The sequence below is a fragment of the Kordia sp. genome (assembly GCF_965283645.1).
Taxonomy (GTDB): domain Bacteria; phylum Bacteroidota; class Bacteroidia; order Flavobacteriales; family Flavobacteriaceae; genus Kordia.
This window is the reverse complement of the sequence record NZ_CBDIPG010000001.1, coordinates 2,904,484-2,922,507: the sequence shown is the minus strand read 5'-3', so window position 1 is coordinate 2,922,507 and position 18,024 is coordinate 2,904,484. Positions and strand designations below refer to the sequence as shown.

Here is an 18,024-nt window from a genome sequence, read left to right as displayed (position 1 = left end):
AAATAAGAGTAGTCCAACACCCTAAATAAATCACAAAAAACCCTAAACCCAACATCATAAAAAGAATAATCCGTATTTTTAGTAACTGAAAACCAAACCAACCTAAAAATGCGATTTTTATCCTTACTCACCGTGCTACTCCTTACGGTAGGAAGTTCTCTTGAACTACAAGCACAAACCTTTGACGAAACTTATTATAAAAATGTAGAATACCGATTGGTCGGACCTTTTCGTGGTGGACGAAGTGCCGCAGTTACAGGAGTTCCGAACAAACCAAATCTATTCTATTTTGGCGCTACAGGTGGTGGCGTTTGGAAAACAACCAATGGCGGACGCAATTGGGAAAATATCTCAGACGGCTATTTTGGCGGAAGTGTCGGCTCAATAACGGTTTCACAAAGTGATCCAAATGTACTATATGTTGGTGGTGGCGAAAAAACGGTTCGTGGTAATGTATCTTCAGGATATGGCGTATGGAAAAGTGTTGATGCAGGAAAAACATGGACAGCTTCAGGATTAAAAAATTCACGGCACATTCCAAGAATGGCAGTACATCCAACAAACTCAGATATTGTATATGCTGGCGTTATGGGGAATTTGTACAAACCAACGCAAGAAAGAGGTGTTTACAAAAGTACCGATGGTGGAAAAACCTGGCGCAAAACACTATTTGCAAATGCAGATGCTGGTGTTGTCGATTTACGCATCGATCCAACAAATCCAAGAATACTATATGCGTCTACATGGCGAATTCGTAGAACGCCGTACAGTTTAAGTTCTGGTGGAGAAGGTTCAGCATTATGGAAAAGTACGGATAGTGGTGAAACGTGGACGGAAATCTCAACGAAAAAAGGATTTCCAACAGGAACTTTAGGAATTATTGGAGTAACGGTTTCTCCATTAAACAATCAACGTGTTTGGGCAATCGTAGAAAACAAAGAAAAAGGTGGTTTATACCGAAGTGAAGATGGTGGCGAAACATGGAAGCAAGTCAATAGCGAACGCAAATTGCGTCAACGTGCTTGGTATTACACACGTTTATATGCAGATACTGAAAATGTAGATGTTGTATACGTTTTAAATGTTCGTTATCATAAAAGTACAGATGGCGGAAAAACATTTAGTACGTACAATGCGCCACATGGCGATCATCACGATTTATGGATTGCACCCGAAAATCCAAAACGCATGATTATTGGTGACGATGGTGGCGCGCAAGTTACTTATGATGGTGGCGAAACGTGGAGTACCTATCACAACCAACCAACATCACAATTTTATAGAGTAACAACGGACAATAGTTTCCCATACAGAATTTATGTAGCACAACAAGACAATTCTACCATTCGAATTCCGCATAGAACTGACGGACGTTCAATTTCGGATGATGATTGGGAACGTACAGCTGGTGGCGAATCGGCACATATTGCTGTCGATCCAAAAGATAATGACATTGTATATGGTGGAAGTTATGATGGTTTTCTAACCAGAAAAAATCACAGAACAGGAACGGTAAGAGCCATCAATGTTTGGCCAGATAATCCGATGGGACATGGCGCAGAAGGCATGAAATATCGTTTTCAGTGGAACTTTCCAATTATCTTTTCAAAACACAATCCAAACCGATTATATACATTTTCAAACCGTGTACATGTAACGGAGAATGAAGGACAATCGTGGGATATTATCAGTCCAGATTTAACTCGAAACGATCCAGAAAAACTAAAATCTTCTGGTGGACCAATTACACAAGATAACACATCCGTAGAATATTATTGCACCATATTTGCTGCGCAAGAATCACCTTTAAAAGAAGGTTTATTGTGGGTTGGAAGTGATGACGGATTAATCAATATCACACAAGATGGTGGAAAAACCTGGAGCAACGTTACGCCAAAAGGAATGCCAGAATGGATGATGATTAACAGCATTGAACCAAGTGCCTTTGATGCGGGAACATGCTATGTAGCTGGAACAAAATACAAAACGGGCGATTTTGCTCCGTATCTATATAAAACAACAGATTACGGGAAATCGTGGACGAAAATTACCAACGGAATCAACAATGAACACTTTACAAGAGTTGTTCGTGAAGATCCAAAACGCAAAGGATTACTCTATGCAGGAACAGAAACGGGCATGTATATTTCGTTCAATGATGGAAAAAATTGGCAATCATTTCAGTTGAATCTTCCAATCGTTCCAATTACAGATTTAACCATAAAAAACAATAATTTAATTGTTGCCACACAAGGTAGAAGTTTATGGATGATTGACGATTTAACAGTAATTCATCAACAATACAACATTGCAAAAAACGCAAACATTTTATACACGCCAAAAGATACGTATAGAATGCGCGGCGGTTCACGAAAAGGAAGTAAAACGGAAGGAACAAATCATCCAAATGGTGTGATGACGTATTTCTATCTAAATAATTTTGATGAAACAGCTGAGGTTTCATTAACGTATATGGAAGCAAATGGTGATGTGATTAAAAAGTTTAGCACAAAAAACAAAAAGAAAGACAAGTTAGCAGTAAAAGAAGGAGCCAATCAGTTTGTATGGAATATGGGTTACAAAGGAACGGAAAAGCTCAAAGGAATGATTTTATGGTGGGCAAGCTTAAACGGCCCAAAAGCAGTTCCAGGAACGTACAAAGTACAATTAACGGTCAAAAAAGAAGGTTCGGACGCAGTTGAAATTACAAAGCCATTTACCATTTTAGCAGATCCAAGAGCAGAAAGTACGTTGGCAGACATGCAAAAGCAATTCGATTTTATCAAAGATGTAAATGCAACGATGGACAATGCGCACAAATCGATCAAAAAAATACGTAAGATTAATGCAAAATTGACTTCTTTTGCAGCGCAATATAAAGATGATGAGAATGTGAAAGATTTGGTAGAAAAAGCCAAAGAACTAAAGAAAAAATTCACGTCAATTGAAGAAGCGTTGTATCAAACTAAAAACCGAAGCGGACAAGATCCGTTAAATTTCCCAATTCGTCTCACCAACAAATTAGGACATTTAAATTCATTGGTAAGTATGGGCGATTTTGCGCCAACAGCACAAGATATTGCAGTGAAAAATGAATTATCGCAAAAAATAAATGCAGAATTAAACACATTTAACAACTTGGTTGATACCGAAATTAAAACGTTTAATGAAGCGTTCAATGCAAAAAAACTAAACTATCTGTTCATAGAAGATTAAATGGGATATTATTACGACTACATAAAATCACTACACTTAATATTTGTAGTGACATGGTTTGCAGGATTATTTTACATTCCACGTTTATTTGTGTATCAAATAGAAGCGTTTCACAAACCGTCTCCTGAAAAGGAAATTTTAGGAAAACAACTCAAACTCATGGCAAAACGCTTGTGGTTTATCATTACATGGCCATCTGCAATATTGGCAACTATTTTTGCAATTTGGTTGCTCATTTTAAGACCAGTTTGGCTGGAATTTGGTTGGATGCACGTAAAACTAGGATTTGTAGTATTGTTATTTTTATATCAATTAAAAACACATCAAATGTTCAAGCAATTGCAACGTGATGAGGTAAAATACACGTCTAATTTTATGCGATTGTGGAATGAAGGCGCAACATTTATATTGTTTGCTGTTGTCTTTTTGGTGATCTTAAAAAACTCGATTAATTGGATTTTTGGTGTCATCGGAATTTTAGTATTAGGAATACTACTCATGTTAGGATTTAAGCTATACAAACGCATTCGCGAGAAAAACCCAAACGCGTAACCTTGGCTTGGTTATTGTGCATATTGGTCAAGAAAAATAAACATTCATGAAACCAGCAAGACTTTCATTACGTTCCCGAATATTTGCGTACATGATTCTACTGATACTTGTAGCATCTATCTTAATTGCTTTGGTCAGTATTTATCAATACAATGAACAATCAAACGATTATCATGAAAAACGTTTGGAACGTAAAGAAGATCAAATACGATCACATGTAAATTATGTTATTAATAAGGAAACTACGTATGTTGTAAGTGAAGAAAATTTACATTTAATTTTTAAAGATGCAATTTATAAAATAGCGGATATCCATAATGTTGATTTCAATTTATACGATTTGGGCGGAACGCTTATCAACACATCTGATACGTCTATTGGTCAAGAAGAAATACCAAACTGCTTATCTGCGGAAATTTTAAACAATTTAAACACGCTTGCAGACAAACGTTATTTAGAAGAAATTACAATTAAAAACGGACAATACCAATCTTCATACAGTATCATTACAGATTCGAAATCGAAACCATTAGGAATCCTAAATCTTCAATACGAACGTGATGATTCGTTTAGTAATAATGAATTGAAAGAATTCTTTAGACGTTTGGGCTATGCCTACATTGTAATGTTGTTGGTTGCTATTGTTTTTGCATATTTTATCTCAAGATATATAACGCGTTCGCTGAAAAGTATTGGTGCAAAATTAGATCAAACTCGATTTAATAAGCGTAATGAAAAAATTATAGTAGAAAATGCTGGAGAAGAAATTTTCAACTTAATTACTGCCTACAACGGAATGATTGATGAATTGGAAGAAAGTGCTGTAAAACTTGCTGTGAGCGAACGTGAACAAGCTTGGCGCGAAATGGCAAAACAAGTAGCGCACGAAATTAAAAATCCATTAACACCAATGCGTTTAAGTGTGCAAAGTTTCCAACGAAAGTTTGATCCGAATGATCCGCAAATTCATCAAAAAGTAGATGAATACACAAAAACACTCATTCAACAAATTGATACCATGAGTAGTATTGCATCGGCTTTTTCTAACTTTGCAAAAATGCCAGCACAACAAAATGAAATGTTGAATGTGGTAGGAATTACACGTTTGGCAATGGATATTTTTAATGAGGAATACATTCAGGTACATTATGAGCAAGAAGAAATTATCATAAAATTTGATCGTACACAACTTATTCGTGTAATTACGAACTTGGTAAAAAATGCTATTCAAGCCATTTCAAGCGATCGAAAACCATTAATTGATGTACGTGTATTTGAGCAAAATGGAAATGCAATTATTACGGTTGAAGATAACGGAATCGGAATTACAAAAGAAAACACACCAAAAATATTTGAACCAAAATTCACCACAAAAACCAGCGGAATGGGACTTGGATTGGGAATGGTAAAAAATATTGTGGAAACTTATAACGGAAGTATTACTTTTACATCAGAAGAAAATAGAGGAACAACATTTACAGTGAAAATTCCAAAAAACTAAACAACATGAATTACGAAAATATACTAGTACAGCAAGACAATGGAATTGCAACCATTACCATCAATCGTCCAAAAAAATTAAACGCGTTAAACCGCGATACAATTCAGGAACTACACGATGCTTTTGAAGCATTAGATACAGACTCGGATGCAAAAGTAATTGTACTTACAGGAAGTGGCGAAAAAGCATTTGTTGCAGGTGCTGATATTAGCGAATTTGCACACTTTTCAGTAGATGAAGGAGGAAAGCTAGCTGCAAAAGGACAAGAATTATTATTCAATTTTGTAGAAAATTTAGGAACACCAGTTATTGCGGCTGTAAACGGTTTTGCGCTCGGTGGCGGATTAGAATTGGCAATGGCTTCACATTTCAGAATTGCGAGTGACAATGCAAAAATGGGCTTGCCAGAAGTTTCGCTTGGCGTTATTCCAGGATATGGCGGAACACAACGTTTGCCACAACTAGTTGGAAAAGGAAAAGCCATGGAAATGGTAATGACTGCCGGAATGATTGGCGCAGTTGAAGCACACCAATGCGGATTGGTAAATCATGTTACAACACAAGAAGAGTTACTGCCTTTAGCGTACAAACTCGCAAGTAAAATAATGCGAAACTCCTTAGTTGCCATTAGCGGCGCAATTAAAGCGATTAATGCAAACTATGAAGATGGCGTAAATGGTTATGAAACAGAAATTACAGCATTTGGAAACTGTTTTGGAACGGAAGATTTTAAAGAAGGTACCACAGCTTTCTTAGAAAAACGCAAAGCTGCTTTTCCTGGTAAGTAGAAAGCAACGACTCGTTATATCGATTCATAATCATTCCATTGAATACTTCTTCAGACACTATAAACGTAAGTTCACTTAAAAATGGCGTATACTTTTTGAAAATAACGGATGCTCAAAACCGTACTGCAGTTCGAAAATTTATTAAAAAGTAGACTATAAAATATACAAATCAAAAATCCTGTTTTCGTAAAGCAGGATTTTTTTATTCCCGTAGTTGCACCTTAAAAAGATATATATCTGCGTAATTCACTTTCGTGAGAATTATTTTTGAGAAAATAAATGGCAAACTTGAACAAATCAGGGAACATAAAAGGCAGAGGCGCACAAAAAAATGTACACAATCGTTTTTTACAAGACGCGCATGAAACACGTGCCGATTTTTTAGAATATTGCCGAAAAGAAGGTGAAGAAGCTGATAAAAACAAAACAACCTATATCAATACGTTTCCAAAAACCATTGTGAACAAAGTAAAAAGTCCGGATGTTGGTATGGAATATTCCTTAAATCCGTATCAAGGTTGCGAACATGGTTGTATTTATTGTTATGCGCGTGTAACGCACGAATATTGGGGATTTAGCGCAGGTTTGGATTTTGAACGAAAAATATTGATCAAACGAAATGCCGCCGAATTGTTGGAAGAAAAAATAAAAAAGAAAAGTTGGAAAGCATGCCCAATTATACTTTCAGGAAATACAGATTGTTACCAACCTGCGGAAAAGGAATTTGAAATCACTAGAAATCTGTTAAAGGTGTTTTTAAAATACAAACATCCTGTCGGAATCATTACCAAAAATGCTTTAATTCTACGTGATTTAGACATTTTAAAAGAACTCGCAAAAGACAACTTAGTTAATGTCAATATTTCCATTACTTCCTTGTCGGAAGAAACGCGCCGTGTGCTAGAACCACGAACGGCAACCATTAAAAAACGATTGGAAACTGTACAAACGTTGGCAGAAAACGGAATTCCTGTTAATGTGATGTTGGCACCAATAATTCCATCAATAAACAGTCATGAAATATTACCAATGGCAAAAAAAGTAGCCGAATTAGGCGCAAGTTCAATTGCCTTTACCATTGTACGATTGAATGGCGCTATTGGCGAAATATTCTCTGATTGGATTCACAAAACGATGCCAGACAAAGCTGAAAAAGTATTGCATCAAATTGAAAGTTGTCATGGCGGAAGTTTGGGCGACAGTCGTTACGGAAACCGAATGCGCGGTGAAGGAAAAATAGCAGAACAAATTCGAAATCTAATCAAATTGGCACGGTTAAAATATTTTAAAGATAAAAACATGCCAAGACTCAATCGAATATTGCACGAAAAGTATAAAAACGGGCAATATTCACTGTTTTAGTTAGTTACCACAAGGCAAGTTCCCGAAGTATATAAAAGGAATTCACATAAAATATTGAGGAAAGTTTAAAAACACTTTAAATTTCGAATATCGAACAACGCTTATAAAAAAGATACGACGCTTATAAAATACATAAGATTTTTCATTCATTATTGTGATACATTTAGTCTAAAGTAATCAAGATTGATTGCTTAGAATAGGTAACAATTTAAAATAATAACAATGAAAAAAGTACTTTTATGTATGATAGCTTTAATTATGTTATCGTGCTCGTCAGATGATGAAAATATCCCTTTACAAACTTTTATAAGCTTTAATTTGGATGGAGTAAATTATTTTTTGACAGAATATCAGGTAACATTACATCCTTTGGATGAAAATTTCAGAATGATAGAAGCTTCTTTTGATAACAATTCAAAAACCATCCGTTTTTTTGTATTACTTGAAGAAACCAATCAAATTGATGAATTTATTTTTATAAATAATGATAGATATTATACATCTGATGTCAATTTCGGAGACCGAGAAACTTCTATCACCACACATACAGATTCAAATATGGAAGGCACATTTAGAGTTACTACAGATGCTATTTCTGATAAGCCAGTATTTACATTTACAAACGGAATGATCAATATTGAATATTAAAATAGCAATAAAAAAAGCGTTTAGTGTTTGCAAAAGTTTAATAGAAGTGAGCGCTTTTCAGCTAAAAACACCTCTGGAAATGTTTACATTTATGAATACCTTGATGCAGGAATCTTTGGGCAAACAAAGAAAATGAAAAAAACAATCTGAATTTAGTAGTTTTAGTAAATATGATATGAGTGATAACGTATACTAAAGTGTGTATTTATATGAGCTTATAGTAAAAAAGCGTAGCATTTTATACAAATAAAATAACTACGCTTTCAAGTTGGTTGAATCACTATTACGGTCTAAAATCTAATTTCCTCAGTAAACTCTCTTTCGTGTGTTGTAAATACAATTGTATATTTTCCTTTTCTCTCTTTTGAAAGTTCATAAATTCGAGAAATAATCTTTGTGTTTTCAATATCTTCGGAAAGTAATAAAGCAGTATTGTCGCCAATGACTTCTCTATAATAAATTTCAACTTTCATAGGTTGCGATTCTAGCGAAAGCCTGGAAATACACAACTTATCATCTACAACGCGTATGGTTGGTTTGTAAATAGTCTTTTCTTTTTCTTTGTCAAAGGTTACTTTATTTGCAACTACTGCAAAAGGGATTGTTAAAATTTCTACATCTTTTTCCAGTTCAAAATAGTACGAACCGTCAGGTAAACTTGTTAAATCAAATCCTTTAGAATAGTTTCCGTTTTGTGCAATTGCTTCTCTGTAAAGGACTAAAAAATTAGTATCTTTAATAAGTAGCTGATGTCCTTTCTTCACATTTGCTAATGTCAAAACAGTACTTCCTTTTCTAGTGTGTAAAGTATAGTCACTGTTTGCGTAACTCGTTATACTAACTATCATAAGTAGTATACATACAATGTTTTTAATGCTTTTTTTCATGACTTTTATTTTAAATAGTTCACATAGCAAAACTAAGTCAGATTTGGTTCTTGAAAAACAGCTATTTTGATGAATTTGTGTGTTATTTTAACCATTAAATAATTGTAAATTTTTATTAGAGTTAAAATAGCACATAATTTAGGTAAAAGAACATATAATTTGAATAGCATAAATGGTAACTTTGTAACACGAATTTTTACAAATGAAGCACACGAAGCCTACCTACGAAAAGATAACACCCGAATTTGGAAATTCTATTTTGGTTGCGCAGAATACGAAGAAGCGAAAACGCGGATTGGCGTTTTGGCATTTTCATCCTGAAGTAGAATTGGTGTACGTAAACAAAGGAAATGGTAAATGCCATATTGGAAATCATTTGTCATATTTCAATAACAGTCAATTAATTTTAATTGGTTCCAACTTGCCACATAACGGATTTGCAGATCGTTTAACTTCTAAAGGAAAAGAAACACTTATTCAATTTAAAACAGATTTTTTAGGGAAAGAATTCTACAACTTACCAGAAATGCAAGACATTTCATTGTTATTAGAAAAAGCAAAAAAAGGCATCCGTTTTCGACCAGAAACTAAAAAAATAGTAGGCCCGAAAATTGAAAAATTACCAAAATATGAAGGTTTTAAAAGAGTTATAAAACTGCTAGAAATTTTAAATATGCTGGCTCTGGCAACAGATTATGAGTTGCTCAATGCTGACGGATTTGCTTTTGAAACACAACCGCAAGACAGCGTAAAGATTGATACGATATTTAAATATATCAATAATAATTTTCAACGACACATAACTTTAGACGAAATTGCCAATGAAGTAAATATGACGGTTCCAGCTTTTTGTCGTTATTTTAAAAAGGTAACAGGAAAAACATTTACGAAATTGGTAAACGAATATAGAGTTGTATTTGCAACCAAATTACTCTTGGAAAGTCAAAGTAGTATTGCAGATATTTGTTATGAAAGTGGGTTTAATAATTTTTCGCATTTCAATAAACTCTTTAAAGAAATTACAGGAAAAAGTGCTTCAAAATATAGAAGCGAAATGAAGTTGATGATTCAGTAAGTTTAAAAAGATTCAAGATGGTTTTAAGTGAGATTTTAGCTTTATGTTTTTCAAACAATAAGCTTATTTGTTTTAAACACTTTGATTGCGTTATGCTGAGCTTGACTCAGAATCTCATAAACTAGCTCATTTAGGTGCGATGCTGAATCGAGTTTAGCATGAACAATATGTACACAAACAAATTCGCAATTTTTGAAAAAAGTCAATAAACATGGTAACTTTCATGTAGAAGTTATCTTTCCCCATTCCATTCACCATAAAACTGATCGAGAAACTGTTCCATATACGCATGACGTTGTTCCGCAATTTTTCGTCCGGTTGTAGTGTTCATTTTATCTCTCAATAATAACAATTTTTCGTAGAAATGATTAATTGTCGGCGTAGTAGATTTTTTGTACTGTTCCTTCGTCATGTTCATATTTACAGGAATTGCCGGATCGTATAATTTACGATTTTTAAATCCACCATAATTAAAACAACGCGCAATTCCGATAGCGCCAATAGCATCCAAACGATCTGCATCTTGAATGACATCTAACTCAGGAGACGTGAACTTTTGATTAAAATTTCCACCTTTAAAAGAAATATTAGAAATGATATTTTCAACGTGTACAATCACATTTTCGGAAACGTGTACATTTTCAAGAAACTCACGCGCTACTTTTGGGCCAACTGTTTCGTCTCCATTGTGAAATTTTGCATCAGCAATATCATGTAACAACGCGCCTAAACTTACAATAAATTCATCTACGGTTTCTTCTTTCGCAATCAACAATGCATTTTTATATACACGTTCAATGTGAAACCAATCGTGTCCGCCTTCTGCGTTTTTGAGTGTTTCTTTCACAAAAGAAATAGTTTGCGTTATGATTTCTACTTCTTTTGAATTCATGTACATATATTTTTTGATTGTAAATACATAGCTTAGCTATCGAGATGCATATTTTTAGTCTACAACAATATGTTCTGTTACAACTTTTTCAATGTGTTCAAGCAATTCGGCACGTTTGTTTTTTGGATAGTCGCTAAGTTGAATTGGTTTATGAACATCCACTGTAATTTTTGAGCCTAATCCGTACGGAAACTTTCCATATTTGGTCGTTTTCCACGAATTATTAATCGTTACAGGAACAATTTGTGCATTCGGAATATACTTAAACAATACGTCTAATCCTTTTGTTTTAAACGGTCTTGGCACACCATCTTTGCTACGTGTTCCTTCAGGAAAAATAACTGCTGCTTGTGTGTTTTCATGAATTCGTTTCGCAAAATTGATGATTTCAGTAATGGCTTGTTTCGGATCATTTCTATCGATTAGAGCTGCACCACCATGACGTAAATTGAAAGAAATACTTGGAATTCCTTTTCCGAGTTCTTTCTTGCTGATAAATTTTGGATAATGCTTTTTAAACGTCCAAATCAGCGGAGAAATGTCATTCATACTTTGATGATTAGACACAATAATTAAAGGCTGATTGGTATTTAATTTCTGCGGATTTCTCAGAATGTAACGTGTTCCTAAAATATTTTGGCAGCGCATTAAGCTAAATTGTAGCATATTTACGCTCCAATTGTGCCATTTTTGCCCACCTAATTTTAAACAAACCCATTGAACTCCATGAAAAATAACTAATGACAAGCCGAAAAACAGCATGTAAATAGAAGATAATATATACGATAAGAATTTCACTACTTAGTACTTTATAATGTGGTAAAAGTATAAAAACAAAACCACGTAAAAACGTGGTTTTATAGTATTTTTTTCGGTAAGAATGTATTAGCAATTCTCGTTATAGGCATCTTTTAAGTTTTCAGCAATCATTTCAGCTGGTCTACCTTCAATATGATGACGTTCTAACATATGTACTAATTGTCCATCTTTAAACAAAGCCATGCTTGGTGAAGATGGAGGAAAAGGAATCATATAACCTCTTGCTTTGTTAGTAGCTTCTCTATCAACTCCAGCAAAAACAGTAACTAAGTTATCTGGTTTTTTATCATTATCTAAAGACATTCTTGCGCCAGGTCTTGCATTGGCAGCTGCACAACCACAAACAGAATTTACAACTACTAATGTTGTTCCTTCTTTTGCTATTGCAGTATCAACAGCTTCTACCGTATGTAATTCTTCAAAACCAACTGCGGTTAAATCTTCGCGCATTGGTTTTACCAATTCTGGTGGATACATAATCTTTCTAAATTAATTCATTAATAATGGTGCAAAGATACGGATTAAATTAGTGAAACTCAATTTTGAGAACGCTTTATGGTAAACGCATAACCACAACTTTACATTGGATTGAGAAAACAGAAAACCTTGTTGATACTTTTCCAAACATACACTGTAAAAATTTCAATACTTAGTTAGTATATAGTTTGATAAAATAAAAACAAGGTTCTTTATATGCACTATTGCTTTTTCAGCTGTTATGCACAACAAACATTTACTGAATCGCAGTACGTACCTGAAACATCACGTGCTTGTTTACGAATTCCACCTGCACTTTTCTGAGCTTGTAAATGAGTAATGGTTTTTTTGTTAAGTTTTAACGATGTAAGACTTCTTTTTTTCATGATATATAATTTTTAAAATTAGTACAGAAAACTACGGAAAATAAATAAAAAGAAGGTGAAAAATAATGTTAAAAATGTAATTTTAATACTTCTATTCATTAATGTTAAAATTGAATTTAGGTGATGATGTTCATTTTATAATGATCTTTTTTAATCACTTGTCGAATGCATGCTGCAACTAATTCCATGAACCAACCGTTGCTCCAAAAGCCTTTGTTTATAGCTTCTTTTGAAACACTTTATTCAATAAAAACAGCTACTTTATATTTCTCAGCGATAACGAAGTTGTCTCAATAGGAAACAATTTTTGAATTGAAGACACATTATGGGAAATAAAATCGGATATACTTTGTTGTGATACGCCTAAAAGATCAAATACATAAAGCATGTAATTTTTATAAATATTTCCGTCATAGAAATACTTTTTAAAATAGGCAATAGACTTCGTAAATACTTTCTTCTCAATGCTATGAATATCAAAGTTTGAGTAAAAATAGGCAGTTGATAAATATACTACTATTTTGATTAGGAGGCTTTTAGTAACAATTCAATAGTTCAACTACCTATTTCTTTTTTAAAAAACGTTTCAATAACACAGTTATATAAATTAATACCAAACCATTAATAATTCCTAAAACTAAAATCATTACAAATATTCCAAATGCACTAGTGCTGAATATTCCTAAATGAGATGTATTATTGCCAATAATTATATCTGAAAAAAAAATGCTTAAGGCTGTTATAGAAAATAAATCTATAAGAAAAAGGACGACAGTAATGCTGATGAATGTTGACTCTTTTTCAAAATATTTTTGCTTTTTAATTTTGTTTTCTGTTTCGCCATTTTCTTTTTTTTCCTCTATGACTGCCTTTTGTTTCTTTTTACCCATGCTTTTTTAAGTCTTGTAATACGTATTAAGTAGAAAATTACGTCACACATGACGTAAAAGTAAAAAATATAAGTTGAATACGTCATGTATGACGTAAATTATTGCGCTCTGAATTGAGAATTTTAACCTTTATGAGCGCATTAGAAAAAGATGAGATGCTAAAAAAAATTGGTAAACGAATTAAAGACCTAAGAGTAACTGCTGGATATAAAAGTCATGAACAATTTGCATTTGACAATAATATTCAACCAAAACAAATGTGGCGTTGGGAATCAGGTTATGATTTTAAAGTGTCTAGCTTAATACGTATTACTAATATTCACAGCATCACACTGGAAGAATTTTTTAAAGATTTTGAATAGCTATTAAATCTTTTAATTTAATAACCTTCTTAGCGGAAAATTTAATAAGAATATAGAAATTATCTTTAAGATTTAGATTGACAGAAAACAGTCAATGCATACAGTGTGCCATAATATGAATCATAATGTCACCTTCATATGATATTTTGATATTTTTTTCTTGGGAAAATGTATCTTTGATAAAAATCAAACAGAAACGAAACTTATGAGTGGATTTGCAAGCTGGATTGGAGGCGCGTTAGGCTGGACACTTGGTGGACCTATTGGTGCCGCTATTGGATTTGCTATTGGAACTGCAGTAGACAAAGCAACTTCTAAAGGATTATTATTAGAACCACCAAAGCGAAAAAAAGGAAGTCGCCAACGACGACAAGATCCAGTATATGAAAAACGTAGGCGTGTCAAGCCTTCTCAAAAGCGTGAACAAACAAAATCGGGAGATTTTGAAGTAAGTTTGCTCGTGCTTTCCGCAATTGTAATGAAAGCGGATGGCGAAGTTTCAGAATCTGAACTAAACTATGTACGAAGCTATTTTGTGAAAATGTACGGAAAAGAACGTGCCAATCAAGCATTTCAGTTGTTCAATAGTGTGTTGAAAAAAGAAGACATTTCTACACGTGAAATATGTCAGCAGATTCAATCGCACATGGATCATTCATCTCGTTTGCAATTATTACATTACTTATTTGGTGTCACAAAAGCGGATAATCACGTAAGTGAAGAAGAAGTAACACTCATTGAAAAAATTGCAGGATATCTCTATATCAACAATCGTGATTTTGAATCGATCAAAGCCATGTTTTACAATGCAACAGATAATGCTTACAAAATCTTAGAAATTGACAAATCGGTTTCGGATAATGAAGTGAAAAAAGCCTATCGTAAAATGGTGAAAAAATACCATCCAGACAAAGTACAGCATTTAGGTGAAGAGCATATAAAAGGTGCAAAAGAAAAGTTTCAACAAGTACAAAAAGCGTACGAGCAACTGCAAAAAGAGCGCCGTTTTTAACATAAAAAATGTAAATTTGATATACAAACCCCAAACTTAAAAATGAAATCTTATGATGAATGATTTTCTGATCTATTTCAAACTAGGACTCAATCACGTACTAGATTTAAACGGATACGATCATGTTTTATTTCTAATTGTGCTCACAGTAGCCTACACTTTTAAAGAATGGAAACGTGTCTTTTGGCTCGTAACTGTTTTTACTATCGGACATACAATTTCATTACTCTTATCAACCTATGGTGTTATTTCTGTAAAAGCAAATTTAGCCGAATTGTTAGTCTATATAACCATTCTAGCGACAGCGTTATTCAACATATTTACGGCTGGAAAAAGTAGCGATAAAACAAAATTAGTATTGCTATTAGTTGCAGCTTTATTTTTTGGATTAATTCATGGTTTGGCGTTTTCAAACTACTTCAAAACCATCACTACTGGCGTAAGCGGAAAATTGTTGCCAATGTTAGAATTTGCCTTAGGTGTAGAAGCGGCTCAAATCATCATTGTACTAGTTGTATTGGCGCTTTCATTTGTGTTTCAAACCATTTTCCGATTCTCAAAAAGAGATTGGGTTATGGTTATTTCGGCAATTGTATTAGGAATTGCCATTCATATTGTAGATGTGAATTTTTTGTAAGCTAATAAGCTTTCTCTAGTTTAGAAATTAATATGAACTATAAAAACAAATAAGTATGAAAAAAAGATCAATGTCTAAACTAAGTTTAAATAAAAAACAAATCTCATCACTAACTTTTCACGATTTACGTGGAGGAAGAGTAGGTGCTGGAGAAACTGATTGTGAAGGAACATGTACTTGTAACTGTACAGAAGTAAACACTTGCGACTGTGATACAGAAGAAACAGACTGTAAACCTTGTTACTCTGAGTTAGCACCATAATTATTTTGGTAAAAAATTAACAACAAAGCTGTTGTGATTCCAGAATAAACCTAATATCTTCGTTACGGAAGACAAAAGCAACTGTAATAAGTTGCTTTTTTTAGCTGTAAAAACTTTACATTTGGTCATGCCAAAACAAAAACAAGCAAAATACGATCACGCCTATTTACGCATGGCAAAAGAATGGGGAAAACTCTCTTATTGTAAGCGAAAACAAGTCGGCGCGATTGTTGTAAAAGATAGAATGATCATCTCCGATGGTTACAACGGAACACCATCAGGATTTGAAAATTTCTGCGAAGATGAAGAAGGATACACAAAATGGTATGTATTGCACGCAGAAGCAAACGCCATATTAAAAGTTGCCGCTTCTACACAATCATGTGTGGATGCAACATTGTACATTACCATGTCACCATGCAAAGAATGTAGCAAGCTTATTCATCAATCTGGAATTAAAAGAGTTGTCTATGTAGATGCATACAAAGACGATTCGGGCATACAATTTTTACAAAAAGCTGGCGTTGAAGTAGAACACATTCCTGTAATAAACGCTTCTTAAAAATAAAAAACTTTGAATAAAACAACACAATACTTACTTCCTGTTATAATTGCCGCGGCAGTTGCTGTAGGAGTAGTTATTGGCGGAAAACTAAGCTTTAGTGCTTCGCCTGAAAAGCTGTTTTCTTCAAACACAAGCAAAGACAAACTCAACAAACTTATTGATTATATCGATTACGAATATGTTGATGATATTGATGTAGATAGTATTGTAGATGCTACCGTGAAAAATATCATGGAAAACTTAGATCCACATTCCGTATACATTCCTTCGGAAGAAGAAAAACGTGTTGCAGAAAATATGCAAGGCGATTTTGTAGGTCTAGGAATTCGGTTTGATATGGTAAATGACACCTTAACCGTTATTAGAACCTTAGATGGCGGTCCTAGTGTAGCGGCAGGAATTCAAGCTGGCGATCGTATTTTAACCGCAGATAAAGACACACTATACGGGAAAAAATTAGCCAACACACAAATTATCTCAAAACTGAAAGATGTTGAAGGTGCTTCTGTAAAACTTAAAATATATCGTAAGAAAACAAATGAACACGTTACAATTAATCTAAAACGTGCTAAAGTACCAATCAAAAGTGTCGTTGCAAATTATATGTTGGCGGACGATTTAGGCTATATAAAAATCAATCGTTTTGCAGAAACTACGTATGATGAATTTAAAGTTGCACTAAAAGATTTGCAGCAAAAAGGCGCTACAAACTTAGCATTAGATTTGCGCAATAATCCTGGTGGAATATTAGATGTTACACGACAAATTGCGGATGAATTCTTAAAAGCTAAAAAGCTAATTCTCTTTACAAAAGATAAAAAAGGTGATATTGAAAATTACTATGCAACCGATGAAGGCGAATTTGAAGAAGGCGAAATATATGTGTTAATTAATGAAAAATCAGCTTCAGCAAGCGAAATTATAGCAGGTGCATTGCAAGACAATGACAAAGGTGTTATTGTTGGAAGACGTTCGTTTGGAAAAGGCTTGGTGCAACGTCCAATGCCGCTTGGTGATGGCTCTATGGTACGACTAACCATTTCACGCTATTATACACCAACTGGAAGATCTATTCAACGTTCGTACAAAAAAGGAAATGAAGACTATTTTGATGAGTATTACAAACGATTCAGCTCGGGTGAACTCAAATCAATGGATAGTATCAAAGTTGCAGATTCACTCAAATTTGAAACACCAAAAGGTAAAATTGTATATGGCGGCGGCGGAATCATTCCAGATGTGTTTGTGCCTATTTCATATACGCCAGAAGAATTATCACTAGAAAGAGGATTGCGTGCAAAACTTATCGGATATATTGAAGACTTCGTATTTAATAAATTGGAAAGTGATAGGGCTTTTTATAGCAATATGTCGATTTCAGAATTTATGAATGATTTCGAAATTGATGACAAAATAGTAAAAGAATATACAGATTACTTAAGTGAAAAACGCGGACAACGAATCTACATAGAAAAGTACGCGAAACAAATAAAACGACACATCAAAGCCGTTTTTATAGAACAACTATTTGGTGGAAACGGATATCAGCAACAGTTGAATAAAGATGATAAGATGCTTGAGAAAGTGATTAAATTGCACGAGAATTAATAGAATCGCTTTTACATCCGAATTTTCAAAGTATTAAATTTATGTTTTGTCGATTCAAACAACTTCCTAAAGAAAAATATTCGAT

General features: G+C 33.8%; 20 protein-coding genes. 14 read left to right on the top strand and 6 right to left on the bottom strand.

Translation table 11 applies throughout. The features are described 5' to 3' along the window. The first annotated feature begins 108 nt into the window (after window positions 1–108). The 7 genes from ACQ654_RS12865 to ACQ654_RS12835 all read left to right on the top strand — a co-directional run bounded on the left by ACQ654_RS12865 (window position 109) and on the right by ACQ654_RS12835 (window position 8,067). Window positions 109–3,216, top strand: a complete 3,108-nt coding sequence (locus ACQ654_RS12865) for a VPS10 domain-containing protein (protein ID WP_430410741.1) — start codon at window positions 109–111, stop codon at window positions 3,214–3,216. Next, entirely contained in the window at window positions 3,217–3,768 is a 552-nt protein-coding gene (locus tag ACQ654_RS12860) for a CopD family protein (RefSeq protein ID WP_430410740.1), read from the top strand. A 46-nt stretch (window positions 3,769–3,814) separates the two neighbouring features. Then, window positions 3,815–5,269: a sensor histidine kinase gene (locus tag ACQ654_RS12855; RefSeq protein WP_430410739.1), complete on the top strand. Its 1,455-nt coding sequence runs from the start codon at window positions 3,815–3,817 to the stop codon at window positions 5,267–5,269. A gap of 5 nt (window positions 5,270–5,274) precedes the next feature. Then, entirely contained in the window at window positions 5,275–6,057 is a 783-nt protein-coding gene (locus ACQ654_RS12850) for an enoyl-CoA hydratase/isomerase family protein (protein WP_430410738.1), read from the top strand. A 38-nt stretch (window positions 6,058–6,095) separates the two neighbouring features. Continuing rightward, the gene (locus tag ACQ654_RS12845) at window positions 6,096–6,209 is read left to right on the top strand and encodes a T9SS type A sorting domain-containing protein (protein WP_430410737.1); all 114 of its coding nucleotides are present in this window, start codon (window positions 6,096–6,098) and stop codon (window positions 6,207–6,209) included. A gap of 127 nt (window positions 6,210–6,336) precedes the next feature. Beyond that, a complete protein-coding gene (locus ACQ654_RS12840; protein WP_430410736.1) occupies window positions 6,337–7,419 on the top strand; it encodes a PA0069 family radical SAM protein in 1,083 nt (360 codons plus the stop codon). Window positions 7,420–7,641: 222 nt separating this feature from the next. Further along, a complete protein-coding gene (locus ACQ654_RS12835) occupies window positions 7,642–8,067 on the top strand; it encodes a hypothetical protein (RefSeq protein WP_430410735.1) in 426 nt (141 codons plus the stop codon). A 290-nt stretch (window positions 8,068–8,357) separates the two neighbouring features. Here the strand turns inward: ACQ654_RS12835 and ACQ654_RS12830 are convergent, their stop codons facing one another. Continuing rightward, the gene (locus tag ACQ654_RS12830; protein ID WP_430410734.1) at window positions 8,358–8,954 is read right to left on the bottom strand and encodes a hypothetical protein; all 597 of its coding nucleotides are present in this window, start codon (window positions 8,952–8,954) and stop codon (window positions 8,358–8,360) included. A gap of 202 nt (window positions 8,955–9,156) precedes the next feature. Here ACQ654_RS12830 and ACQ654_RS12825 point away from each other — a divergent pair, with 202 nt between their 5' ends. Beyond that, the gene (locus ACQ654_RS12825; protein ID WP_430410733.1) at window positions 9,157–10,029 is read left to right on the top strand and encodes an AraC family transcriptional regulator; all 873 of its coding nucleotides are present in this window, start codon (window positions 9,157–9,159) and stop codon (window positions 10,027–10,029) included. A 232-nt stretch (window positions 10,030–10,261) separates the two neighbouring features. Here the strand turns inward: ACQ654_RS12825 and ACQ654_RS12820 are convergent, their stop codons facing one another. From ACQ654_RS12820 to ACQ654_RS12800, 5 genes are all read right to left on the bottom strand, one after another. Further along, entirely contained in the window at window positions 10,262–10,921 is a 660-nt protein-coding gene (locus tag ACQ654_RS12820) for an HD domain-containing protein (RefSeq protein WP_430410732.1), read from the bottom strand. A gap of 54 nt (window positions 10,922–10,975) precedes the next feature. Beyond that, window positions 10,976–11,719 (bottom strand): lysophospholipid acyltransferase family protein, encoded by a 744-nt coding sequence (locus ACQ654_RS12815; protein ID WP_430410731.1) that lies wholly within the window; start codon window positions 11,717–11,719, stop codon window positions 10,976–10,978. An 87-nt stretch (window positions 11,720–11,806) separates the two neighbouring features. Next, window positions 11,807–12,217: a BrxA/BrxB family bacilliredoxin gene (locus ACQ654_RS12810; protein ID WP_430410730.1), complete on the bottom strand. Its 411-nt coding sequence runs from the start codon at window positions 12,215–12,217 to the stop codon at window positions 11,807–11,809. A gap of 239 nt (window positions 12,218–12,456) precedes the next feature. After that, entirely contained in the window at window positions 12,457–12,603 is a 147-nt protein-coding gene (locus tag ACQ654_RS12805) for a class I lanthipeptide (protein WP_430410729.1), read from the bottom strand. A 563-nt stretch (window positions 12,604–13,166) separates the two neighbouring features. After that, entirely contained in the window at window positions 13,167–13,493 is a 327-nt protein-coding gene (locus ACQ654_RS12800; RefSeq protein ID WP_430410728.1) for a hypothetical protein, read from the bottom strand. A gap of 131 nt (window positions 13,494–13,624) precedes the next feature. Between ACQ654_RS12800 and ACQ654_RS12795 the strand changes: the two genes are divergently transcribed. The 6 genes from ACQ654_RS12795 to ACQ654_RS12770 all read left to right on the top strand — a co-directional run bounded on the left by ACQ654_RS12795 (window position 13,625) and on the right by ACQ654_RS12770 (window position 17,939). After that, window positions 13,625–13,855: a hypothetical protein gene (locus ACQ654_RS12795; RefSeq protein WP_430410727.1), complete on the top strand. Its 231-nt coding sequence runs from the start codon at window positions 13,625–13,627 to the stop codon at window positions 13,853–13,855. A 205-nt stretch (window positions 13,856–14,060) separates the two neighbouring features. Then, window positions 14,061–14,867, top strand: a complete 807-nt coding sequence (locus tag ACQ654_RS12790) for a TerB family tellurite resistance protein (RefSeq protein WP_430410726.1) — start codon at window positions 14,061–14,063, stop codon at window positions 14,865–14,867. 55 nt (window positions 14,868–14,922) lie between these two features. Beyond that, window positions 14,923–15,504, top strand: coding sequence for a HupE/UreJ family protein (locus ACQ654_RS12785; protein ID WP_430413026.1), 582 nt, complete (start codon window positions 14,923–14,925; stop codon window positions 15,502–15,504). Window positions 15,505–15,559: 55 nt separating this feature from the next. Then, the gene (locus ACQ654_RS12780) at window positions 15,560–15,766 is read left to right on the top strand and encodes a hypothetical protein (RefSeq protein WP_430410725.1); all 207 of its coding nucleotides are present in this window, start codon (window positions 15,560–15,562) and stop codon (window positions 15,764–15,766) included. A 127-nt stretch (window positions 15,767–15,893) separates the two neighbouring features. After that, complete coding sequence (locus tag ACQ654_RS12775; protein WP_430410724.1) at window positions 15,894–16,328, top strand: deoxycytidylate deaminase; 435 nt, start codon at window positions 15,894–15,896, stop codon at window positions 16,326–16,328. Window positions 16,329–16,340: 12 nt separating this feature from the next. After that, window positions 16,341–17,939: a S41 family peptidase gene (locus ACQ654_RS12770; protein WP_430410723.1), complete on the top strand. Its 1,599-nt coding sequence runs from the start codon at window positions 16,341–16,343 to the stop codon at window positions 17,937–17,939. Window positions 17,940–18,024: the final 85 nt, after the last annotated feature.